Origin of the sequence: Reyranella sp. (genome assembly GCF_965279465.1) — a bacterium.
GTDB lineage: Bacteria > Pseudomonadota > Alphaproteobacteria > Reyranellales > Reyranellaceae > Reyranella.
Window position 1 is genome coordinate 7,678,807 of sequence record NZ_OZ257242.1, and the last position, 23,327, is coordinate 7,702,133.

Here is a 23,327-nt window from a genome sequence, read left to right on the forward strand (position 1 = left end):
GCCGCCTCAGTCCGGGGGCCCATGTTCTCGGCTGGAATGTTTATTGCTTCTGCAGTTCCGAGCGGAAGCAATTCCCAGAGTGTTGCGTAGCGAGGGTCCGATGAATGTGCAGGTGAAGGACTATTTGACACCCGTTCAGGCCGTGCAGACAGGCACCGTGCGTGAAATCCCCGTGATTGATCTCTCGGATTTCCGGGCCGGGACGCCGGGCGCCCTCGAAGAATGCGCCGCCCGGCTGCAGGATGCGCTGGAAAATGTCGGCTTCTATCTCATCGTCAATCACGGTGTGCCGCAGACGACGATCGATCGAGCCTATGACGCGGTGCGCGCCTTCTTCGCCCTGCCGGACGACGTGAAGATGCCGCTGCTGAAGAACCAGCACAATATCGGCTACACGCCCATCCGGTCTTCCTATAACCGCCCGACGTCGGAGCTGAACGACAAGCGGCAGGTGACCGCGGCCGCCGAGTCCTTCTTCATGAAGGCCGATCTCGCGCCCGATCATCCCGACGTGCTGGCCGGCAAGCGTTTCCGTTCACCGAATCAGTGGCCGAAGGAAGAATCGGCTCCGGGCTTCCGCGTCGCGATGGTCGGCTATTCGCTGGCACTCGAGGCGCTCGGAAAGTCGCTGCTCCCGATCTACGCCACGGCTCTCGACCTGCCGGCTCCCTGGTTCGACGACGCGTTCGTCGATCCCATGTACACGCTGCGCATCTCGCGCTACCCGCGCCAGGCCACCCTCGGTGAGCGCGAGCAGGGCCTGCCGCCGCATACCGACACCAGCTTCATGACCCTGCTGCCCTACAATCGAGTCCAGGGCCTGCAGGTACGGCTGACCAGCGGCCAGTGGGTCGACGTGCCGGCGGTGCCGGGCAGCTTCGTCGTCAACAGCGGCAACATGTTGCGCCGCTGGAGCAACAACCGCTGCATGTCGACGCCGCACCAAGTCGTGAACCATTCGCCGGAGGAACGCTACGCCATGCCCTTCTTCCTCGACGTCAATCGGGATTGGGTCATGGATTGCCTGCCGAGCTGCAAGTCGGAGAAAAATCCGTTCCAGTACGAGGCGATGACCTACGCCGAGTACATGTCCTGGTACACGACCGACTACACCGCTGCCCGCTAATCAAGTCTGAATTTCAAGGAAGGTAGAGTCGTGAAAGCGTTCTCGATCACGGCGGCGCTGGCCGCATTTGCGTTTGGTCTGTCGATTGCGCCCGTCGCCGGCTGGGCCGACGCCGCCAAGCCGGTGCTGCGCGCCGGCCTGACGTTGGAGGTTTCGACGCTCGACCCGGTGCGCGCCACCAACTACGGAGAGAACATCATCGTCCTCAATGTCTATGACATGCTGGTGATGCCGATGCCCGACAACACCGTGGTGCCGTGGATCGCCAAGTCGTGGGATGTTTCGGACGATCGCAAGACCTACACCTTCCATCTGCGCGACGACGTGCTGTTCCATGACGGCAAGCCGGTCGAGGCCGACGACATCGCCTTCTCGATGCGCCGTGTGCTCACCCTGCCGGGCCTGGTCGGCGGCTATCTGCGCAATGTCGACAAGGACAAGATCGAGGTCGTCGATCCGCGCACCATCCGCTTCCAGCTGAAGGAGGTCGACCCGACCTTCATCCGCGCACTGGTCAATCTCAAGATCCTGAACGGCAAGCTGCTGATGGCCAACAAGGCCGAGGGCCAGTACGGCGAGTATGGCGACTACGGCGTGAAGTACCTGCAGAGCAAGGACGCCGGCTCGGGCCCGTATTCCATCGCCGACTTCAAGTCGGGTGAGGGCCTCACGCTGAAGGCCTTCGAGGGCTACAAGCTGCGGCCGTTCGAGCCCGGCGCGCCGGTCGAGGTCAAGCTGCGCATCATCCCCGAGGTCGTGACGCTCGAGAACAAGATGCTGGCCGGGGAATTCGACGTCAGCCTGGTCAGTCCGTCGCCGCCGCGGGTGAAGATCTTCGCCGACAATCCGAAGTTCGCCGTCGATACGTGGCCGACGCTCAACAACTACTACGTGGTCATGAACACGACCAAGCCGCCGCTCGATGACGTCAACGTGCGCAAGGCAATCGCGTACGCGTTCGACGCCAACACGGTGATGAACAAGATCTATTCCGGTGGCATCCGGTTGAAGGGACCCGTGCCGGAGGCACTGCTCGGCAAGTGCGACGGCATCGCGACCTACGAGTACGACCTGAAGAAGGCGGCGGAATATATCGCCAAGTCGAAGTACTCGGCTGACGACCTCAAGAAGTTCAAGCTCGAATATGCCTCGACGGCGGGTGCCGAGGCCTTCGAAAAAGTAGGCCTGCTGCTGACACTGAACCTCAAGAAGATCGGCCTCACGGCCGAGGTCAAGACCGTACGCTGGACCGACATCGTGGCGGCGCAGACCAAGCCCGAATCGGCCTATTCCTTCGTGTTCTTCTATGATTCGGCCCGCGTTCGGCATCCCAGCCCGCTGCTCGCCTTCTACACGAAGAAGGGTTGGGGCGCGCCCTATCCCAGTGGCGGCATCTACTGGCAGAATCCCGACGTCACGGCGATGATGGAGAAGGCCGCGCTGCTGCCCGACGGCGCGCCCGAGCAGTACGCCCTCTACTGCGATGCGCAAAAGAAGATCGCCGCCGAGGCGCCGGCCATCTTCTCGCACAACGACGTCCGCGTGCAGCCGCGCTGGAAATACCTGGTCACGGCGGCCAAGCAGGACGGCGGTTCATCGCAATATGAGTACCGCTTCGAGACTTTCCGCTTCGACACCAAGGATGCCGATTTCATCGCCAACCAGTCGAAGTAAGGACCGCCGGCACCATGAGGTTCCTGCGCCGCGTCCTCAACATGCTGGTGGTGGTGCTGTTCGTGTCGCTGCTGATGTTCGTGCTGGTGCGCGTGCTGCCGGGAGACCCGGTGGGTGCCGCGCTGGGCGACGGCGCGACGAAGGAGCAGATCGACAAGTTCCGCGTCCAGATGGGCATGGATAAGCCGCTGCAGGTCCAGTATTTCGCCTACCTGCGCGGCCTGCTCGAGGGGCATTTCGGCGTGTCGCTGATGGAGCCGCGCGACGTCGGCACGATCGTCTGGGAGCGGCTGCCGGCCACGCTCGAGCTGGTGCTGTGCTCGCTGGTGCTGGCGATCCTCGTTGGCGTGCCCCTCGGCATTCTGGCCGCCACGCACCGCAACGGCCCGATCGACCAGGCCAGCCGACTGTGGTCGCTGACCGGCGTGTCGTTCCCCAACTTCTGGGCGGCGCTGATGTTGCAGCTCGTCCTCGGCGCGGCGCTGGCGCTGGTGCCGATCACCGGCCGCCTCACCGGGCCGCCGCCCGAACACATCACCGGCCTCTACCTGGTCGACGCCCTCCTCACCGGCAACTTCAAGGCCATGGGCGACGCCGCCCGCCACCTGATCACCCCCACGATCGTGCTCGCGCTCGGCCCGCTGGCGCAGATCACCTCGATGATACGCAGCTCCATGCTCGACGAGCTTTCCAAGCCCTATGTCGGCTTCAGCCAGGCCGTCGGCATGCCGCGCTTTCTGATCAACTACAAGTACGTGCTGCGCAATGCCTTCTCCTCGACCTTGACGCTGATCGGCTTCCTGTTCCCGCTGATGATCGGCGGCGCCTTCGTGGTCGAGAAGGTCTTCGCCTGGCCAGGCCTCGCCCGCTTTGGCGCCGATGCCATCCTCGCCAACGACTACAACGCCATCGTCGGCGTCACTCTGGTGATCTGCCTGTTCGTGGTCGTGGTGAACTTCGTGACCGAGGAGCTGTACGTCGCCCTCGATCCTCGCATCCGGCTGGAGCGCTAGCATGGCCGTCACCTCGATCGACCAGGCGGCGCTCGACGGCGTCGAGCAGCCGCAGGCCGCACCGACCCGCAAGACCGGCTTCCGCCGCCGCTTCGCCCGCTTCGCGCGCAACCGCCTGGCGCTCGCCGGCGCAGTCTGCCTGCTGGTCCTGCTCCTTGTCGCCGTGCTGGCGCCCTGGATCGTGCCCTATCCCGACGACGTCGCCGATTCGCTGAACTTCGACGCCGTGCTGCAGGCACCATCGCTGGAACATCCGATGGGCACCGACGAGGTCGGGCGCGACGTGCTGACGCGCGTCATGGCCGGCGCGCGCTGGTCGCTGTCGATGGCCGCGATCGTGCTGGCGATCGCCGTCACCATCGGCGTGCCGCTCGGCTTGTTCGCCGGCTACTACGGCGGCGCTCTGGAGCAGGTGCTGATGCGCATCACCGACGGCTTCTCGGCCGTGCCGGCCCTGGTGCTGGCGCTCGCCATCACGGTCCTGCTGGGGCCGAGCCTGATCAACGCCATGATCGCCATCGGCTTCGTCTGGTGGCGCAGCTTCGCGCGCATCGCCCACGGACAGACGCTGTCGCGCAAGCAGGAGACCTACGTCACCGTCGCCAGGTCGCTGGGCGCATCGGACATGCACATCATGTTCCGCGAGATCCTGCCCAACATCTCCTCGCCCCTCCTGGTCGCGATCTCGCTCAACGCCGGCTACGCCGTGCTGACCGGCACCGCGCTTTCCTTCCTCGGCGCCGGCGCCCGCCCGCCGACGCCGGAGTGGGGACAGATGGTGGCGGCCAGCCGCAACTACCTGCCGGACGCATGGTGGCCGTCGCTGTTCCCCGGCATCGCGATCTTCATCACCGTCGTCAGCTTCAACCTGCTGGGCGATGGGCTGCGCGACTACTTTTCGGAAGAGTGATGCCCGATTCATTGTCTTTTCCGTCAGTGTCGGTGCAGGCGCCCGTGATCCGCCTGAACGGGCTGCGCATCGACTTCCACACCGGCGACGGCATCGAGCAGGTCATCAAGGACGTCACCCTGCGCATCGATCCCGGCGAGATCGTCGGGCTGGTAGGCGAATCGGGCTGCGGCAAGAGCGTCACCGCCAAGTTGCTGCTGGGCATCCTGCCGATGCCGCCGGCCGTGGTGAAGGCGGGCAGCATCGAGATGTTCGGCCGCGATCTCGCGGAACTCCCGGCGGGCGAGCGCGAGGCGATGAAGAAGTTCGTGGCCTACGTGCCGCAGGACCCGTCGGCCGTGCTCAACCCGTCCTTCACCATCGCCACGCAGATGATCGACATGATCGTCTGGTACGAGAGCGACCGGCATCTGCTCACCTATTTCAGGAAGCGGCACACCCGCGGCGTGGTCGCCCGCGCCCGCGACCATGCCGCCCATCTGCTGGAGAAAGTCTACATTGCCGATCCCGAGCAGGTGCTGCGCCGCTATCCGGTGCAGCTCTCGGGTGGCATGCGCCAGCGCGTGCTGCTCGCCATGGCGCTGAGCGGCAGCCCGCAGCTCATGATCGCCGACGAGCCGACCACGGCGCTCGACGTCACGATCCAGAAACGCACCATCGATCTCCTGAAGGATCTCGTCGAGCGCGAACGGCTGGCCGGCCTCTACATCACCCACGATCTCGGCGTGGCGCGCGAGATCTGTGCGCGCACCTATGTCATGTATGCCGGCACGACCGTCGAGAACGGCCCGACCGGCCCGTTGCTCGACGCGCCGCTGCATCCCTATACGCGTGGCCTGGTCGAGGCCATTCCGTCGCTGCTGGGCGGCCTGCCCCGCACCATCGCGGGACAGGTGCCCGACTATCTCGCCCCACCGAAGGGCTGCCGCTTCGCGCCCCGCTGCCCCGAGGCCTTCGACCGCTGCCGCGAGACGCCGGCCCGCATCGATGCGGCAGCCGGCCGACAGGTCTCCTGCTGGCTTCACCAGGAGGCGCGGACATGAGCGACGCCGCCTTCCTGCGGGCCGACGCCGTCACCAAGGCCTTCAAGGTCCAGCGCAAGAGCGAGGGACTGTTGCAGAGCCTGAAAGGCGGGCAGACGACGTCCCTGCGCGCCGTCGACGATGTGTCACTCGACATCGCCCGCGGCGAGGTCTTTGCCATCGTCGGCGAATCGGGCTCGGGCAAGACCACGCTCGCCAATCTGCTGGCGCGGGTCACGGTGCCGACCGAAGGCCGCATCATGCTCGACGGCGAGGAGATCTCGCGTGGCAAGGACATCGACCTGCGCAGCCTGCGCCGCCGGATCCAGATCGTCTTCCAGGACCCCGGCTCTTCGCTCAACCCGCGCCAGACGGTGGGCGAGATCGTGGCCTTGCCGCTCAAGCTTGCCGGCATGCGCGGCCATCGCGATCGCAGCAAGCGCATCGCCGAGTTGCTGGAGGCCGTTCATCTGCCCGCCGACTTTGCCAGCCGCTATCCGGTATCGCTGAGCGGCGGCCAGAAGCAGCGGGTCAATGTCGCGCGCGCGCTGGCGCTCGAGCCCAATGTGCTGGTGCTCGACGAGCCGACATCCGCGCTCGACGTCTCGGTGCAGGCGCGCATCCTGGCGCTGCTGATGACACTGAGGAAGGAGAGGCATCTCACCTACGTGCTCGTCACCCACAATTTCGGCGTCGTGCGCGCCATCGCAGACCGCGTGGCGGTGATGTATTTCGGCAAGATCGTCGAGATCGGCACCGTCGACCAGCTCATGGCCGACCCGCGGCATCCCTATACCAGGACGCTGCTTTCGGCGATCCCGGTGGTGCGCGAGTCCGAGCGCGCCTTGATCCCGTCGGTCGAAGCCCGTGACGGCGAGCTGCCGTCCTTCATCGATCCGCCGCGCCATTGCTCATTCTACTCACGCTGTGCAGCACGCCAGCCGCAATGCCTGGAACGCGCCCATCCGGCGCTGGCCACGCTGGCCGATGGACGGAAGGTGAGCTGTCATGTGTCGGCACCCGTCGCGAGTTGAGAGAGCGGTCCGAGATTTGAGCCGACCCGTCAGCGCTTTACTTGAGTGGTTCGGAGGTTTGCAAGCACCCAGACCGACATTGAATGCGCGACGAACGCCCGTTCTGCTCGCCCACGCGCTTGACGGATGACGAGAACAAAGCAAAAACACTTGTGATGCCCATGAGACGCCGGAGCAGGCCCCGTGAAAGTAGCCAGCCACGCCGCCGACCTGTTCCGGCACGTCAGTGCCGACAAGGCCGCTTTCTATCGCTGCATCATGGACGTCTTCGCCACCGCGAAACGGCAATACCGCCTACAACTGCGGCCTGACGAGGTCCTCGGCGAAGCCAGGTGGCCGGGCTCTCCTCCTCCGCTGGAGGAGGTGAACGCGGCCCTTGCTCAACTGACGACTTGGGGCAATCTCGAATCGCACCCCGACATGGCTCGGGTTTCCAGCCTGGACGACTACTACCGCGCCCGTTTCCTCTACCGGCTCTCCCAGGGCGGCGAGGCGGTCGAGTCGGCGCTCGTCACGTTCGTGCGCACCCTGCAGCGTCGGGCCGAGCTGCAGACGGTGGCGCTCGAGGACATTACCAGCCGGCTTCAGGCCCTTCATGCGCTGGCACAGGACGCAGCTGAACCCGATGCCGCGAAGGTTCATGAGACGCTGCGCGATCTCGTGCGGGTCTTCGAAGGCCTTGCCGAGAACGCGCAAGCCTTCATGGCTGGCGTTGCCCGCAGCATCGAGCTTCAGCAAGCCGAAGCGACCGCGGTGGCTAGCTACAAGCGGCGCTTGATCGACTACCTCGAACGATTCATCAGCGATCTGGTGCGACGCTCCGATACCATCGCCCGCCTGATCGTCGCGCTGGAGCCGGCGATCGAAGCCATGCTCGCGCAGGTGGCCGAGCGCGAAGCGCGCGACGCCGCGCCAGGCGACGCACAGGGCGCGGCAGACGCACGACAGTCCTATCGGCAGTCATGGGAGGAGCGCTGGAAAGGCCTGCGCGGCTGGTTCCTCAGCACCGGGCACGAGCCGCCGCAGGCGGAACTGCTGCGCGCGCGGGCGCGATCGGCCATCCCGCAGCTTCTGTCGGCGATCGCCGCCCTCAACGAGCGGCGCAGCGGACGCAGCGACCGGTCGTCGGATTTCCGGATGCTGGCCCAGTGGTTCGCCGCCTGCGAGAGCGACGGCGACGCCCACCGGCTCGCACGGGCCGCTTTCGCGCTCCATCCGGCACGGCATTTTTCGCTCAATGCCGATGCCGACATGGACTTGCCGGCCAGCACGTCGTGGACGGACGCTCCGCCGCTTCGAATCCATCCGCGCCTGCGCGAATACGGCGAGGCCGCGCCGCGGGGGCCGCTGCCGCGCGTACGCGACCGCAGCAGGGAGCGCGCCGACCTGGCACAAGAACTCGCCGGGCAGGTGCAGCAACTCGAGGCGGCGCGGCGGCGGCTCGCCACCGGCCAGCCGGTGCGGCTTTCCGACCTGGGCGCGCTCGACGTGCACGCCTTTGAGGTCCTGCTGGGACTGCTGAGCGAGACGCTTGGCGAGCAGAGCACACCGTATGAGGCCGTTGCGCGGCAGACCGGCGACGGGCTGCTGCACGTCCGGCTCGAGCCGCTGGGCGCGGAAAGCCGGGCCGAGATCGCCACGCCACGCGGCGTCTTCGCCGGCCGAGACCACGTTATCACCGTGTCGCCCGTGCAGGACGGTCGATGAGCACGGATCGGGACGACGATCTCGGCGAACGCCAGCAGCGCTTCCAGCGCGAGGAGATGCGCGCCGCCTTGCGTGCCCTTCTGATGACGCCACTTATGAACGCGGCGCACGAAGACTTTGCCGCCGTGCGCCGCCATGCCGATCGGCTGCGCGAGTGGTTTGCACGAGAGACCGGCTGGGTCCTCCACGTCGAGCGCGACGGCGCGCGCCTCTACAAGAGGCCGGCCGACCTGATCGACGCCACGCGCGGCCTGCCAGGCTACGATCGCCGCCGCTACGTGCTGCTGTGCCTCGCCTGCGCCGTGCTCGAGCGCGCGGATCCGCAGATCACGCTGCGCCTGCTGGGAGAGCGATTGCTCGAGCTCGCCGCCGATCCTGCGCTCGCCTCGCTGGGCTTCGCCTTTACGCTGGGCGCACAGCATGAACGGCGTGAGCTGGTGATGGTGTGCCGCACGTTGCTGGCGCTTGGCGTGCTGCAGCATGTCGCCGGCGACGCCGAAGCCTTCGTGCAGGCCCGCCGGCGCGGCCGGACAAGGCGACGCGCTCTACGACGTGCATCGGCGGACGCTGGCCGGCATGCTGGCCGCGGTGCGCGGACCCTCGACCTGGACGAAGGCCGAAGCGCCCGCGTCGATCGAGGAAAGGCTGCACGCGCTGGTCGACGAGCATGTATCCGACAGCGACGAAGGCCGACGCTCCGCGATGCGCCACGACATCGCCCGCCGCCTCCTCGACGATCCGGTGGTCTATGTCGACCGGCTGGCGCCGGAGGCCCGCACCTATTTCCTCAATCAGCGCGGCGCCATGGCCGGCCGGCTGTGCGAGGCCTCGGGCCTCGTCGCCGAGCAGAGGGCCGAAGGCCTGGCGCTGGTCGACGAGGCAGGCCTGCTGACCGACCTCGCCATGCCGTCCGAAGGCACCGACGCCCATGTCACGCTGCTCGCCGCGGACTATCTCGCCACGCGCCAGCGACTTGATCGGGCGGCGGACGACGGTGCTGCACAGACCTCTGCCGCGATACGCGAGCAGGACATCGCCGAGTTCCTGCGCGACGCAAAGGAGCGCTATGGCCGCTACTGGCGCAAGTCGGCTCGCGAACCCGGCGCCGAGCGCGAGCTCGCTGCCATCGCCGTCGAGCGCCTGGAAAGGCTGCGGCTCGTCGAGCGGCAGGCAGGCTTCGTCCGTCCTCTGCCGGCGCTCGCCCGGTTCGCGCTGGGCGACGCCGAAGTGCGGCAGGTCTCGCCATGAACGACAGTCCATTCGCGATGCAACAGCCGCTGGACAGGCCGGCACTGCCCGTTCCGACGCAACTGCGCTGGCAGCCACTCAGGCTGGGCGTGGTGGAACTCTTCCATTACGACAGCGAGGAATTCTGGTTCCGTGACGGCCATCTGCTGCTGCGCGGCAACAACGGCACCGGCAAGTCCAAGGTGCTGTCGCTCACGCTGCCGTTCCTGCTCGACGCCCAGCTCAAGCCGTCGCGTGTCGAGCCCGATGGCGACGGCGCCAAGAAGATGGCGTGGAACCTGCTGATGAACGGCTACTCCAGGCGCATCGGCTATGCCTGGATCGAGTTCGGGCGCCAGGCCGAGGACGGGACGCCGCGCTACCTGTCGCTCGGCGCCGGGCTGTCGGCAAAGGAAGGCCGGGCTCAGGTGGAAAGCTGGTATTTCGTCCTGGACGACTCGGCCGGCGCGCGCCTCAACCACGATCTCTGGCTGACCAGCCCGCAACGGGTCGTGCTCACCAGGGAGCGTCTGCGCGACGCGCTCGAAGGCCGCGGCCAGGTGTTCGACAACGCCGGACAGTACCGCCGGGCCGTCGACGAGCGGCTGTTTCGCCTCGGCTCCAAGCGATACGACGCCCTGATGGACACGCTGATCCAGCTCCGCCAGCCGCAGCTATCGAAGAAGCCCGACGAAGCGGGCCTGTCCAATGCCCTAACCGAGGCCTTGCCGCCGCTGCCGTCGGAACTGCTGGGCGATGTGGCCGAGGCGCTCGGGCAACTCGAGGAGGATCGCCGCCAGCTCGAGGAATACCAGGCCCTTGCGCGTGCCGTCGGCAGGTTCGAGCAGCGCTATCGCGTCTATGCCGGTACCCAGAGCCGCCGACAGGCACGAGCGCTGCGTCAGGCCCAGACCGAGTACGACAACGCCAGCCGGGCTCGCGGCGACGCAATGGCCAAGCTTCAGGAGGCGCAGGCCGAGGAAGAGCTGACAAAGGTGCGGCACGCCGATGCAGATACCGCCCTCAAGCGAGCGCGCGCCCGGCTCGACACCCTGCTCGCCGATCCGACGATGCAGGACGCCAACCGGCTCGAGGCTGCGCGCACCGACGCCGTCGCCCGCCGGAAGGCGCTCGGCGACGCTGCGGGAGCCGCCGAGGAGGCGGACCGGCGACTGCGGGACAGGAGCAAGGAGACGGCGCGGAGCGAACAGCTCGCCACGCAGGCCGAACATCGCGTCACGGCAGCTCGTCAGGAGATCGCGATCCACGCCGATGCCGCAGGCATCTCGGCCGGGCACGCGGACAACGGGCTTTCCCATTTGGAGGCAGCGGCGCTTGCCGGGCAGACGCGGGCGGATTTCGACAAGTCGCGAGCCGGGCTCTCGGCGCTCGTTCGCAGCCGGAGCGAGCAGATTGCCCTGCTGCGCCGTCGTCAGCGCGAGGTGGAACGTGCCGAATCCGTCCATGCGCAGCGGCGGCAGCTTCAGGACGAGCAGCGCGACGAGGCGGAAGCGGCGTCGCGGCGGCGCGACGACGCGGATGCCGACGTCGAGCGCCAAGGCAGCACCCTCGTGGCGGACTGGGAGCGCTATCTTGCGACGCTTGTTCGGCTGGCGGTCGATCCGGACGAGGGCAGCGCGACCCTCGCCGCCATGACTGAATGGGTGATAACGCTGCAAGGAGAGAACCCGGCTCGCCTGCTTCTGCAGGCAGCGCAGCAGCGCACCAGCCGGGATTTCGCGGAGCGCGCCGCCGTCCTCGACGGGCTGCGCCGGACGCTGGAACAGGAGCGCCGCGACCTCGAAGAGGAGCAGGGCCGTCTCGAGGCGGGAATTTCCCCTGGCCCGCCGGCACCCTACACTCGCGGCGCCGATGTCCGGGCGGATCGTCCAGGAGCGCCGTTCTGGCAACTGGTCGATTTTCACGACGCGGTGCCGGCGGTGCAGCGTGCGCTGCTCGAAGCCGGCCTGGAAGCCGCGGGTCTGTTGGACGCCTGGGTTTCGCCCGACGGTCGCCTGCAGATTGGCGAGGACGGCCAGCTGCCTCACGACACGCAGCTCATGGAGCGCGGCGCGCTGCCTTTCTCGCTTGCCGGCTGGTTGAGGCCGGCGATGCCCGAGGGCAGTCCGGTCTCCGGCGGCACGATCGAACGGATCTTGTCGGCAATCTCCTGCGCCGACGACGATATTGGCGATAGCGAAGCCTGGCTGTCGCCTGACGGACGCTTTCGTCTCGGTACCCTGGTCGGCGCCTGGGCGAAGCCTGTAGCGGTTTACATCGGCCATGCGGCACGCGAGTCGGCCCGCCGGCAACGCCTCTCAGAAATCGCCGAGCGGCTCGGCCAATTGGCAACCGAGATGACCGAGCTGACGGCCGCCGCCGACCGGCTTGCGGACGACCGCCATACAGCCGAAGAGGAATGGCGCCGGGCTCCCGCCGACGATTCGTTGCGAGCGGCTCATGCGACGGCCATCGCCAGCGGCCACGAGGTGCAGCGTGCCCGCGAAAGGCTGGCCGAAGCGGATCGCCGCTGCACCGATGCTCTCGACGTGCTGAAGGCGGCACGAGAACGCCTGGCCATGGATGCCGCTGACCTTCGGCTGCCCTTGGCGCCGGAAGCGCTCGCCGAGATCGAGGCAGCGCTCGAGCGCTATCGCGACCTGCTCCCCACGCTCGTGCAGGCGGCCCTCGAGCTGCGCATGGCGCTGCCGGACCTGGAACGTCAGCGCCTGCGGGAATTGGAGGCTCGCACCGACAAGACGAGAAGCGAAGAGCGCCTCGCGGAGGCGCGAAACGAGGCCGAGCAGGCCGCCGCTCGACTTGAGGCGCTGCGCGAAACGGTCGGGGCCAAGGTGGAAGAGCTGCAACGGAAGCTGGGCGACGCCCGTCTGGTCGTCGATGCCGGGGAAGACGCCGCCAAACGGGCCGATGAGGCTCTTCGTAGATCCGGCGAAGCGCGCGCAATCGCCGCCGAACGAGCCGTCTCGGCGCAAACGACCCTTCAGGAACGCAGCGCCGCCCGCTCCCAGATGGTCGTGCGGCTGCAATCGTTCGCACATACCGGCCTGCTGTCGTCGGCCCTGCCACAGGTCGAATTGCCCGATATGTCGGCAGCATGGACGATCGATCCGGCCCTGACGCTGGCGCGCCGCATCGAGCAGGCGTTGTCGGAGCTCAGGGATGACGACGAGGCCTGGAGCCGCGTGCAACGGCAGATCAACGAGGAATTGACGGAGCTGCAACGCGCGTTGAGCGCCCTCGGCCATCAGGCGTCAGCCGAGACCAGCGACTGGGGTCTCGTCGTCCACATCACGTACCAAAATCACGCCGAACGTCCGAACCGGCTCGCCGCCCGTCTTGCCGAGGAGATTGCCCAGCGCTCCGAGCTGTTGACGGCCAAGGAGCGGGCGGTGCTGGAGAACCATCTGCAGGCCGAGATCGCGGCCGAGATCCAGCGTCTGCTGACGAATACCGAGAAGCAGCGCGATGCGATCAACAGAGAGCTGCACAAGCGACCGACCTCGACAGGCGTCCGATATCGTCTCCTGTGGCAGCCGTTGACCGAAGAAGAGGGCGCGCCCCTGGGGCTCGAGGCGGCGCGCAAGCGATTGCTCAACACCAGCGCCGATCTCTGGTCGGCGGAGGATCGTAACGTGGTCGGCACCATGCTGCAGCGGCGCATCGCGACCGAGCGCGAGCGCACCGACGCGGGTGCCGGCCGGGAAGGCGGCAGCCTGGTCGATCAACTGGCTCGCGCCCTCGATTATCGCCGCTGGCACCGCTTCCGCGTCGAGCGCTGGCAGGATGGACAGTGGCGCAAGCTGTCCGGCCCCGCCTCGAGCGGCGAACGCGCGCTCGGTCTCACGGTGCCGCTCTTCGCCGCCGTCGCGAGCTTCTACAGCCAGGGCGCCTACCCGCTCGCACCCCGGCTGATCCTCCTCGACGAAGCCTTCGCCGGCATCGACGACGCCGCGCGTGCCCACTGCATGGGCCTGATCCGCGAGTTCGATCTCGACTTCGTCATCACCAGCGAACGCGAATGGGCGTGCTACGCCGAGCTGCCCGGCGTCTCCATCTGCCAGCTCCAGCGTCGCGAGGGCGTCGATGCCGTGTTCGTGTCGCGCTGGACCTGGGACGGCCGGGCCAGGGCGCGCGAAGCCGATCCGGACCGCCGGTTCTCGCCGGCATGAGCGAGCCGCTCGACGACCGGCTGCAACGCCTGCTCGGCGGCGAGCATCTCGCGCCGTTGCGCAAGCGTCTGCGGCGGCGTTTCGAGCGCGCACCGCTCGACAGCGCCATCGCACAAATCCGGGTGGACGGGCTCGGCGCGGAAGAGCATGCGGCACTGGCCGTGCTGCTGGGCCGCCCGCAACGCTACGCCAGCTCGCTGCAGTTCGACGTCGAGCTGGCCGACGGCAACCTGCGGCGTTCCGGCGTCGCTTCCTCGCTACGCGAGGCGCTCGAACGGCTCGACGGTCCGATAACGCATCTCGCCGCGGCGCGCCTTCGGCAGGAATCGCTCTGGTCGAACGTCGTCGACGGTTGCACGCATCCGGACCTTGTCGGCCTGCTGGCTATGCCGGAAGGCACAGGCCTGCTCAAGCGCCTGGCACGCCAGGATGCCGCCGTGGCAAGCAAGCTGTGCCGATCCGCCGAGGCGGTGCTGTGCTGCCTTCCCGCACGAGGAATCGCGCGGTCCCAGCTCGCCGCGAACGTCCTGGGCGACGCCCATGCCCTCGACAACAGGCAGCCCGTGGCGACCCTGGTCCTGGCCGCTTGGCGTCGGCGCGACCTGCGTTCCCAGAGTAACGAAAGCGATTCGTTGCTCGGCAGCGCCGAACGCGCCCGCGACACGTGGGCCAGAGCCGGCGTCCTCGTCAACCAGCTCGCGCGGCCCGTCCTGTTCCTGAACCTGCCGGTCAAGTCGGCCGGCAGCGGCGACCGGACAGGCGAGCCATCCTATCTGTCGCTGCGATCGTTGCTGCGCGCTCCACCTTCCTGGGATGTCGCGGGATGCCGGATCTTCGTGTGCGAGAATCCCAACCTGGTCGCCACTGCCGCCGATCGTTGGGGATGCGGTTGCGCCCCGTTGGTCTGCACCGACGGCATGCCGGCTGCCGCCCAGCGCACCCTGCTGTCCCAGCTCGTACTGGCTGAGGCGCGGCTTTGCTACCATGGCGACTTCGATTGGCCCGGCCTGAGAATCGCCAATCATGTGATGCGCGAGCACAAGGCCGCCCCATGGCGCTTCAATGCGGCAGATTATGTCGCCGCCGTTCGAAGCGCCTCAGGCTTGGCTCAGCACCTTGACGGAACAACCGTCGAGGCATCCTGGGACGACGGGCTCGCGGCTGCCATGCGCGACCACGGCGTCGCTGTCGCCGAAGAGGCGGTGGCGGCACAACTGCTGTCGGACCTCGGCGATTGATAGGGGCTTTCCTGTCCCGGGTTCCCGCTCACCACTTCTCGACCCACGGACGCAGCACGATCTCGAAGGCCCAGGTCGAGCGATGCTGGCGATGGAGCTGCAGATAGGTTTGCGCGATGTGGTCCGGATCGGCGAGGTTGTCGTCGACGCTGGTTCCGGCCAACCGGTGCGCCCGCGTGCCATCTTCCTGCGTCCAGCCGATCGCGGCGTCGATCGGCACGTTCGCGACGTGGATGCCTTGCGGCATGAGCTCCCGGGCCATGCTCTGGGCGAGCCCGGCCTTGGCATGGCAGGCCATGGCGAAGGCACCGCTCAAGGGATAGCCCTTCAGCGCGGCGCTGGCGTTCGTGAAGATGATCGTACCCCTCGCACCGTTGGCGTTCGGATCGTTCTCGCGCATCCGCCGGGCGGCCTGCTGACCGATCAGGAAGGCGCTGAACGCCGCGTTGCGCATGGTGTCGAACGCCATGCCCGCCTCGACCTCGGCGATGGACTTGCGCAAGATGCCGGGAACCCGGCCATCGATATTGTGCACGACCAGCGTGGGCTTACCGAGCTCGCCGGTAACGCTGTCGAACAACCGCTCCACCGCGGCAGGATCGCTGGCATCGCAGGCGTAGCGCCGCACGCCGTGGCTCTTCTCGAGAGCCTGCAGCACCGGCTTGTCGGGATTGCGGGCAGCGACGGCGACGCGCATTCCCTCCTGCGTGAACAGCCGCGCACAGCTGGCGCTGATGCCGGGCCCACCGCCCACGATGAGGGCAATGTCTTGCACGGGAGTCGTCGGGGTTGTCATTGGTCTCAATTCCTCCATTGGATGTGGCCTAAGCCGCCCGTGCGTAGAGCTTCTGCAAGTAGGGCTGAACGTCCGGTGCGAAAGCGGGATGGTCGATCAGCCGGTAGAAATGAGCAGAGGCCAGCGGAAACGCTTCCCGCCACTGCTCGTTCAGTATCGGCGCGAGGCCGCGCTTACCGAGCGTCGCGCGATGATGCCGCTCGTTGAGGAACAGGCAGAGCTCGGCCACGAAGCAGATATCCGCCAACGACAGGCCGTCACCCACCAGGAAAGGTCGATCGGGCTGAAGGGCCTGATCGATCCCTGCGGCATAGATCGCGAAGGCGTCCCGTGCCCGCGCGTGAATATCGGCCGCGAAGTCGGGATCGCGCAGGGCCAGCAGATAGAGCTGCGAATCGCGCGCGAAGACCAGACTGGCATCGAGGAAGCTGTCGATGCGCGAGGATTCGTAGGGATCGCGGCCATAGAGCCGCGCGCGTCCCTCGCCGATCCGCGCGACCGCCCGCATGATGCTGTTGGACTCGAAGATGCCCGTCGTGCCATCCGGGCTGAACGCGGCGGGCACCGTGGCGAACGGATGGCCGGCCAGGAACGCATCGGTCTTGCGCAAGGTGCCGCCCTTGAACCCGACACGGCCGGCCCGAGGCGTTGTCGTGCTCCGGTCGGCATCCGACAGCGGATGCGCGTCGAAATCCCAGAGCCAATCCTTGAGCTCCGAAGGCTTCGCCCCGCGGACCTCGATGTCGACGCCGCACAGGCGAGCGGCGATCGTCGCCTTCCAGATCCGCGGGTTGGGCAGATAGGAGAAGATTCGCAGGTCGGTCATGGCCTCACCATTTCTCGCCGAACGGGCGGATCTCGACATTGAACGACCAGGCGCTCCTGTCCTGGTGGATGACGTGCCAGACCTCGTCGGCAATGGCAGCCGGCTTGATGAAGAAGCCATCCGGTGCGTCGGGGTAGCGCTTGCGTGTCCACGCCAGGTCGATGACCGCGTCGATCACGACATAGGCGACATGGACGCCCTTGGGGCCAAGATCCCGGGCCATCGCCTCGGCGAGGATCCGCTGCGCCGCCTTGGTGGGCGCGAACCCCGCGAAGCCGGCGCGGCCGCGCAAGGCCGATGTGTTGCCGGTCGCGACGATCGCTCCCTTGCCCGCCTGCACCATGGCCGGGGCGAGGCGTCGCGCCAAGTGCAGCAGCGCCATGGTGTTGACCTGGAAGTTGGCGTTCAGGACCTTGGGATCGATCTCCAGGAAACTGCCCCACGCCCCGCCCACCGCGTTGTGGACCAGCACGGAAGGCTCACCCATCTGCTCACGTACAGCGCCCAGGGTCGCGTCGAGCTGCGCTTCGTCGGTCACGTCGCAGGGGAAGGCGCGAGCGTTGGCGATCTCGCGCTCGAAGGCCGCGAGCCGCTCCTGTTTGCGGGCCAGCATGGCGACATCGTAGCCGCCAGCCGACAGTCGGCGAGCGATGGCGCTGCCGGTTCCCGGACCGACGCCGGTAACAAGGGCAAGCGGACGGTTCATGAATTAGCCTCCCAGTAAGACGGGGCATTCGTGCATGTCGAAAGAGCATGGATCAAACGGCAAAAACTCATGACTACCTGAGATGCTCGCGATAACGGCAGATTGACAACGTTCTAAAAATGCACTGACATGCGATCAAGCAAGATGCGGGAGGAGACAACATGGCGGCGTCAGGGCTCCAAGCCGCCGCGGCGGAACTGCTGGCCGGTCTGCCGGCGCGCCTGGACCAGGTCTTCCGACCTTGGTCGCAGAGTGCCCCCGAGCAACCCGCGCTGATCGGCGAAGGCAAGGTATGGAGCTACGGCACGCTCGCCGGCATCGTCGACGACGCAGCGGCAGCATTGCGGCATCACGGCGTGCGGCCGGGCGATCGCGTGATGGTCGTCAGCGAGAACAGCCTGGCGTTGGCCGCGCTCATCCTTGCCGTGTCGGCACTCGATGCCTGGTCGGTGGTGGTCAATCCGCGCCTGTCCGACCGCGAGATCGACCAGATCTGCGCGCATTGCGGTGCACGGCTCCTCTACTACACGGTCGACATCTCGGAGATGGCGGCAGCTCACGCCCTCCGGCATGACGCCCGCGAGGTCGCGATGGGAGCGCTCGGAACGATCGCCGTGAGCCCGCTGAACAGCAACACCGAGCCCGAGCCGGTGAGCGAGGACGGCGCGCAACAGGTGGCCGCGCTTCTCTACACCTCGGGCACGACAGGCAACCCGAAGGGCGTGATGCTGAGCCATCGCAACATCCTGTTCAACGCCAGCATCTCGCGCGCGCTGCGCAAGCCGACGCCCGAGGATGTCATCTACGGCGTGCTGCCGATGTCGCATATCGTCGGCTTCTCGACCATTCTCGCCGGCACCCTGATCGGCGGCAGCGCCGCGCACCTGGTGCCCAGATATGACCCGGCGGCCTTCGTGAACGCGGTTCGTGACGACGGCATTTCGCTGGTGTTCGGCGTCCCGACGACCTATCAGCGCCTGCTCGAGTACAAAACGACGGCGGGGCTGAACGGGCTGCCGCGCGGCCGCCTGCGCGGGCTCTATGTCGCCGGCGCCCCGCTCGATCCGACCTTGAAGGCGAACATCGAACGCGAGTTCGGCCAGCCACTCCTGAACGCCTACGGCATCACCGAGTGCGCCCCCGGCATCTCCGGCGTGCGCGCCGAGGCGCCGCGCACGGACACGTCGGTCGGCACCGTCCTGCCCGGCATCGAGGTTCGTCTGGTGAATCCGGGCGGCACGCCGGTAGCGAACGGCGAGGTCGGCGAGCTGCATGTGCGCGGCCCCAATGTGATGCGCGGCTACTACCGTGCGCCGGAGGCCACAGCGGCAGCCATCGACAAGAAGGGCTGGTTCAATACCGGCGATCTCGCCCGCTTCGAAGGCGAGGCGCTGTTCATTGCCGGCCGTACCAAGGAGCTGATCATCCGCTCGGGCTTCAACGTCTACCCGGCGGAGGTCGAGGCGGTGCTCAATGCCCATCCGGCCGTCGTGCAGTCCGCCGTGATCGGTCGCGCCGCTGCCGCCAACGAAGAGGTCGTGGCCTACGTGCAGCTGTTGCCGGGAGCGAGCGCCACGGCCCATGATCTGATGGAGCACGCCGGCCGCCTGCTCACGGCCTACAAGCGCCCCAGCGAGATCGTGATCCTGGATGCCCTGCCGACATCGTCGACGGGAAAGATCCTGAAGCACCGCCTGAGGGCATAGGAGGACCAAGTGACAACACGAAACGCCACCGCGGCGGTGATCGGTGCCGGCGACTTCATCGGCGCCGCCATCGCCCGGAAGTTCGCGGCCGAAGGCTTCGCCGTCTTCGCCGGCAGGCGCAACGGCGACAAGCTGGCGCCGCTGATCGCCGATATCGAGAAGGCCGGAGGAAAAGCCTTCGGCCGATCGCTCGATGCGCGCAAGGAAGAGGACATCACTGCCTTTCTCCAGGAGGCCGACCGCGAAGCGCCCCTGGAGGTCTGCATCTTCAACATCGGCGCCAACGTCAACTTCCCGATCCTGGATACGACCGAGAGGGTCTTCCGCAAGGTGTGGGAGATGGCCTGCTACTCGGGCTTTCTTGCCGGCCGCGAAGCTGCTCGCCTGATGGTGCCGCGCGGCAAGGGCTGCATCTTCTTCACCGGCGCGACGGCCAGCATGCGCGGTGGCGTCGGCTACGCCGCCTTTGCCGCAGCGAAGGCCGGACTGCGGGCGGTAGCGCAATCCGCCGCGCGTGAGCTCGGCCCCAGGAATATCCACGTCGCCCATCTGGTGATCGATTCCGGCGTCGACACAGCCTGGGTGCGCGAGCGCATCAAGGCGCGCGAGGGTGCCGAGGCTCTCGCCACGCTCGATCCCGGCCGGCTGATGCGGCCGGAGGCCGTCGCCGAGAGCTACTGGGCGCTCTACCAGCAACCGCGCGACGCCTGGAGCTCGGAAATCGAGATTCGTCCCTTTGCAGAGAAATGGTGAGCCATGCCCAAGGTTGAGTTCCTTTTCGATTTCGGCAGCCCGAACGCCTACCTGAGCCACCTGGTCATTCCCGCGATCGAGAAGCGCCAGGGCGTGACGTTCGACTACGTCCCGATCCTCCTGGGCGGCGTTTTCAAGCTGACCGGCAACCGCTCTCCGGCCGAGAGCAATGCCGGCATCAGGAACAAGCCCGAGTATCAGAAGCTCGAGACCGAGCGCTTCATCCGCCAGCATGGGATAACGCGCTACAAGCCCAACCCGTTCTTCCCGGTCATCACGCTGATGGCCATGCGCGGCGCGTTCGCAGCCCGCAAGCTCGGCGTCTTCGAGCGCTATGTCGACGAGGTCTACCGCCACATGTGGGCCGAGCCCAAGAAGCTCGACGACCCCGCGGTGCTGAAAGCGGCTCTGATCGAATCCGGCCTGCCCGCAGACAGGCTGTTCGAGTTGGTGCAGACGCAGGAGATCAAGGACCAGCTGCTGACCGAGACCCAGCGCGCCGTCGAACGCGGCACCTTCGGCTCACCGACCTTCTTCGTCGACGATGAGATCTATTTCGGCAAGGACCGTCTGCGCGACGTCGAGGAGGCCATCGCCGCGAAGAAGTAGGCCGCGTCGGCTTCCTCCCTGCGCGCAGCGGGGAGGAATTTCAGGCTCTCGCCAGCCGCACCACCTTGGCACCGGCGAGGCGTTCGATGTCTTCGCGGGCATAGCCGAGGTCGGCCAGGATCTCCGCCCCATGCTCGCCGACCGCAGGCGCCGGCGATGGGGTGCGGGACGGCGTGCCGCCGAACTGCGGGGCCGGCTTGGGCTGGCGGACGCGGCCTATGCCGGGATGATCGAACTCCGCTATCAACTCACGGGCGACGACCTGCTCGTTGTTCATCACCTCGCCGCGACGCAGCACGGGAGCGCAAGGCACATCGGCCTCGTCGAGCCGCGCGAGCCAATCGGCCGTCGTGCGCGTGGCAAGGATGTCGCCCATCAGGTAAATCCGTTCGCTGGCGTTGGCGGTGCGGGCGGCAGGCGTACTGAAGCGCTTGTCCTCGATGAGCGCGGGCTGCCCGGCGGCACGGCAGAAGCCTTGCCATTCCGAGTCGGAGATGGTGCCGACCGTCATGTAGCCATCGATGGTCTGAAAGATCAGGTCCGGCCGGGCGTTCGGGTCGTTGGCTGTGGCCTCCTGGCCGACGACCGTGTACTGCGCCATCGCCTCGGGCCAGAGGTAGGAGATCATGGCGTCGAGCATCGCCACCTTGATGTGCTGGCCGACTCCCGTCTTCTCGCGCGCATAGAGGGCCGATGCCACCGCCTGCGCGGTGACCAGCGAGGTCGTCTTGTCGGCCACGATGGTCCTGATCATCTGGGGCCGCCGCGTCCTGGCCTCGGCCTGAACGTCGGCAAAGCCCGACAAGCCCTGGATGATCGGGTCGTAGACGCGCTTCTCCGCATAGGGCCCGCTGTCGCCCGCACCGCTGATCGAGACGTAGATCAGGCGTGGATTGAGCGACCGCATGGCCGCCTCCCCAAAACCCAGCCGATCCATCACCTGCGGCCTGAAATTCTGCACCAGCACGTCGGAGCGGACGATCAGCTTGCGCAGGATGTCGGCCCCCTCGGGTTGCTTGAGGTCGATCGACAGCGAGCGCTTGCCGCGGTTGGTCGATATGAACAGGGCCGAGAATTGCCCTGTCGGATCGACCGACTGGCGGCTACGGCGCGTGATGTCGCCGCCTGGCGGCTCGACCTTGATGACGTCGGCGCCCTGGTCGGCCAGGAACATCGTCGCGAACGGCCCCGACACCACGCTGGTGAGGTCGATGACCCGCACTCCAGCCAATGGACCCGTCATCGTCGCCTCCAGTTTCGTTTCGACACGTATACAGCCTGGCGGCCAACGCGGCAAAAAAGACGACGTCATGGGGCCTCGATCAAAACTAATCCCGTGCTTCGAACTATGCTGTAGTTGGTATTCTTACTGAACTTACGGTAGACTTTTTCGTCATGCGTTGGAGCAAACTTGACAGTGAGGCGTGCTCGCTGGCGCGCACGGTGTCGGTCATCGGCGATCGCTGGACCCTGCTGATCTTGCGCGACTGCTTCCTGCGGGTGCGCCGCTTCGAGGAGTTCCAGGCGCGGCTCGGCATCACACGGCCGATCCTGGCCGGACGCCTGCGCAAGCTGGTCAAGGATTTCGTCCTGGCGAAGGTGCCCTACCAGGAACGCCCCCTGCGGTACGAGTACCGGCTGACGCAGAAGGGCCTCGATCTCTATCCCATCGTCATGTCGATCGTGCACTGGGGCGATGTCCATATGTCTGGCAAGAAGGGGCGTCCCCTGCTCCACCAGCATACGAGCTGCGGCAAGACGTTCGATCCGGTGATGATCTGCTCGGAGTGCGGCGAGCCCTTGAACCCCCGGCAGGTTCATGTCCATCGCGGGCCCGGCGCGGCGAACGTGCGCCACCTGCCGGCCGAATTGGCCGCCCGCCCTGCGGGCCGGCGAAAGAAAACGGCAGCGCCCGGCTAAATCTTCTCGCGCTTGGCACGGGAAAGCCGCTTGCGAGCGGCGACGAACCAGTCGAGACTATCAGTGTTATTTTCGAACGGACCATAGAGTTCCGTCGAAATCTGCGTCACAGGAGAGGAGCGCACATGACCGCCAGCGGGCCAGTCGCCCTGCTCGTCGGCGCCGGCGACGCCATCGGCGCGGCCGTGGCCCGCCGCTTTGCAGCCGGCGGAATGCAAGTCTGCGTGGCGCGACGCGACGCCGGCAAGGCCAGAGCGCTGATCGACGAGGTCGCGGCCCGCGGCGGCAGCCTGCGTGCGTTCAGCGTCGATGCGCGCCAGGAAGGCAGCATCCAGGACCTGTTTGCGAAGATCGAAGGCGAGGTCGGACCGATCGACGCCTGTCTCTACAACGCTGGCTCGAACGTCAACACGCCGCTCCTGGACACGAGCGAAAGCCTTTTCCGCAAGGCCTGGGAGCTGGCCTGCTACGGCGGCTTCCTCACCGGCCGCGAGGCGGCGCGCTACATGGTGCCCCGCGGGCGCGGCACCATCCTGTTCACGGGCGCCACGGCCAGCGTCCGCGGCGGTTCGGGCTTTGCCGCCTTCGCCTCGGCGAAGTTCGGTTTGCGTGCTGTCGCGCAATCGATGGCACGCGAGCTCGGCCCCGGGAACATCCACGTCGCTCACCTGCTGGTCGACGGCGGCGTCGACAGCAATGCCATCCGCAAGCGCATGCGGGCGCGGATCGGCGACGCCGTCGACTCGCTGCCAACCAACACGCTGATCCGGACGGAGGCGATCGCCGATGCCTACTGGATGCTGCACACTCAGCCGACCTGGGGCTGGACCCACGAGCTCGATCTCCGCACCTCGATCGAGAGGTGGTGAC

General features: G+C 67.0%; 19 protein-coding genes and 1 pseudogene. 16 read left to right on the plus strand and 4 right to left on the minus strand.

The window, feature by feature from the left end; all coding sequences use genetic code 11:
- Nucleotides 1-100 precede the first annotated feature (100 nt).
- From ACQY8M_RS37515 to ACQY8M_RS37565, 11 genes and pseudogenes are all read left to right on the plus strand, one after another.
- On the plus strand, nt 101-1,126 hold the full coding sequence (locus tag ACQY8M_RS37515) for an isopenicillin N synthase family dioxygenase (protein ID WP_428667533.1): 1,026 nt from the start codon (nt 101-103) through the stop codon (nt 1,124-1,126).
- 30 nt (nt 1,127-1,156) lie between these two features.
- The gene (locus ACQY8M_RS37520; RefSeq protein ID WP_428667535.1) at nt 1,157-2,800 is read left to right on the plus strand and encodes an ABC transporter substrate-binding protein; all 1,644 of its coding nucleotides are present in this window, start codon (nt 1,157-1,159) and stop codon (nt 2,798-2,800) included.
- 14 nt (nt 2,801-2,814) lie between these two features.
- Nucleotides 2,815-3,813, plus strand: coding sequence for an ABC transporter permease (locus tag ACQY8M_RS37525; RefSeq protein ID WP_428667537.1), 999 nt, complete (start codon nt 2,815-2,817; stop codon nt 3,811-3,813).
- A gap of 1 nt (nt 3,814) precedes the next feature.
- On the plus strand, nt 3,815-4,723 hold the full coding sequence (locus ACQY8M_RS37530; RefSeq protein WP_428667539.1) for an ABC transporter permease: 909 nt from the start codon (nt 3,815-3,817) through the stop codon (nt 4,721-4,723).
- Nucleotides 4,723-5,766, plus strand: a complete 1,044-nt coding sequence (locus ACQY8M_RS37535; RefSeq protein WP_428667541.1) for an ABC transporter ATP-binding protein — start codon at nt 4,723-4,725, stop codon at nt 5,764-5,766. The genes ACQY8M_RS37530 and ACQY8M_RS37535 overlap by 1 nt, the downstream gene beginning before the upstream one ends.
- Nucleotides 5,763-6,779 (plus strand): oligopeptide/dipeptide ABC transporter ATP-binding protein, encoded by a 1,017-nt coding sequence (locus ACQY8M_RS37540; RefSeq protein ID WP_428667543.1) that lies wholly within the window; start codon nt 5,763-5,765, stop codon nt 6,777-6,779. The genes ACQY8M_RS37535 and ACQY8M_RS37540 overlap by 4 nt, the downstream gene beginning before the upstream one ends.
- A 183-nt stretch (nt 6,780-6,962) precedes the next feature.
- Complete coding sequence (locus ACQY8M_RS37545) at nt 6,963-8,486, plus strand: TIGR02677 family protein (protein WP_428667545.1); 1,524 nt, start codon at nt 6,963-6,965, stop codon at nt 8,484-8,486.
- 95 nt (nt 8,487-8,581) lie between these two features.
- A pseudogene (locus ACQY8M_RS37550) lies at nt 8,582-8,944 on the plus strand (TIGR02678 family protein); the annotation flags it as partial.
- 22 nt (nt 8,945-8,966) lie between these two features.
- Nucleotides 8,967-9,734, plus strand: a complete 768-nt coding sequence (locus ACQY8M_RS37555; RefSeq protein WP_428667547.1) for a TIGR02678 family protein — start codon at nt 8,967-8,969, stop codon at nt 9,732-9,734.
- Complete coding sequence (locus ACQY8M_RS37560) at nt 9,731-13,903, plus strand: TIGR02680 family protein (RefSeq protein ID WP_428667549.1); 4,173 nt, start codon at nt 9,731-9,733, stop codon at nt 13,901-13,903. Before ACQY8M_RS37555 ends, ACQY8M_RS37560 begins: the two co-directional genes overlap by 4 nt.
- Entirely contained in the window at nt 13,900-15,141 is a 1,242-nt protein-coding gene (locus tag ACQY8M_RS37565; RefSeq protein WP_428667551.1) for a TIGR02679 family protein, read from the plus strand. Before ACQY8M_RS37560 ends, ACQY8M_RS37565 begins: the two co-directional genes overlap by 4 nt.
- A 28-nt stretch (nt 15,142-15,169) precedes the next feature.
- On the opposite strand, the gene ACQY8M_RS37570 is transcribed toward ACQY8M_RS37565, so the two are convergent.
- From ACQY8M_RS37570 to ACQY8M_RS37580, 3 genes are read right to left on the minus strand one after another with little or no spacing between them, the layout of a single operon-like run.
- Nucleotides 15,170-15,937 carry an SDR family oxidoreductase gene (locus ACQY8M_RS37570; RefSeq protein WP_428667553.1) on the minus strand — a complete coding sequence of 256 codons (768 nt, stop codon included), beginning with the start codon at nt 15,935-15,937 and terminating at the stop codon, nt 15,170-15,172.
- Nucleotides 15,938-15,965: 28 nt separating this feature from the next.
- Nucleotides 15,966-16,763: a glutathione S-transferase family protein gene (locus ACQY8M_RS37575; RefSeq protein WP_428667555.1), complete on the minus strand. Its 798-nt coding sequence runs from the start codon at nt 16,761-16,763 to the stop codon at nt 15,966-15,968.
- 4 nt (nt 16,764-16,767) lie between these two features.
- Complete coding sequence (locus ACQY8M_RS37580; protein WP_428667557.1) at nt 16,768-17,469, minus strand: SDR family NAD(P)-dependent oxidoreductase; 702 nt, start codon at nt 17,467-17,469, stop codon at nt 16,768-16,770.
- Between the two features lie 161 nt (nt 17,470-17,630).
- Here ACQY8M_RS37580 and ACQY8M_RS37585 point away from each other — a divergent pair, with 161 nt between their 5' ends.
- From ACQY8M_RS37585 to ACQY8M_RS37595, 3 genes are read left to right on the plus strand one after another with little or no spacing between them, the layout of a single operon-like run.
- Nucleotides 17,631-19,175: a class I adenylate-forming enzyme family protein gene (locus ACQY8M_RS37585; protein ID WP_428667559.1), complete on the plus strand. Its 1,545-nt coding sequence runs from the start codon at nt 17,631-17,633 to the stop codon at nt 19,173-19,175.
- Nucleotides 19,176-19,184: 9 nt separating this feature from the next.
- Nucleotides 19,185-19,928 carry an SDR family NAD(P)-dependent oxidoreductase gene (locus ACQY8M_RS37590; RefSeq protein ID WP_428667561.1) on the plus strand — a complete coding sequence of 248 codons (744 nt, stop codon included), beginning with the start codon at nt 19,185-19,187 and terminating at the stop codon, nt 19,926-19,928.
- Between the two features lie 3 nt (nt 19,929-19,931).
- Nucleotides 19,932-20,537, plus strand: coding sequence for a 2-hydroxychromene-2-carboxylate isomerase (locus ACQY8M_RS37595; RefSeq protein ID WP_428667563.1), 606 nt, complete (start codon nt 19,932-19,934; stop codon nt 20,535-20,537).
- 40 nt (nt 20,538-20,577) lie between these two features.
- Here ACQY8M_RS37595 and ACQY8M_RS37600 read toward each other — a convergent pair whose 3' ends face one another.
- On the minus strand, nt 20,578-21,780 hold the full coding sequence (locus tag ACQY8M_RS37600) for a CaiB/BaiF CoA transferase family protein (protein ID WP_428667565.1): 1,203 nt from the start codon (nt 21,778-21,780) through the stop codon (nt 20,578-20,580).
- Between the two features lie 152 nt (nt 21,781-21,932).
- Between ACQY8M_RS37600 and ACQY8M_RS37605 the strand changes: the two genes are divergently transcribed.
- Together ACQY8M_RS37605 and ACQY8M_RS37610 are read left to right on the plus strand one after the other, a co-directional pair.
- Complete coding sequence (locus ACQY8M_RS37605) at nt 21,933-22,457, plus strand: winged helix-turn-helix transcriptional regulator (protein ID WP_428667567.1); 525 nt, start codon at nt 21,933-21,935, stop codon at nt 22,455-22,457.
- A 125-nt stretch (nt 22,458-22,582) separates the two neighbouring features.
- Entirely contained in the window at nt 22,583-23,326 is a 744-nt protein-coding gene (locus ACQY8M_RS37610) for an SDR family NAD(P)-dependent oxidoreductase (RefSeq protein WP_428667569.1), read from the plus strand.
- The last annotated feature ends 1 nt before the right edge of the window (nt 23,327 follow it).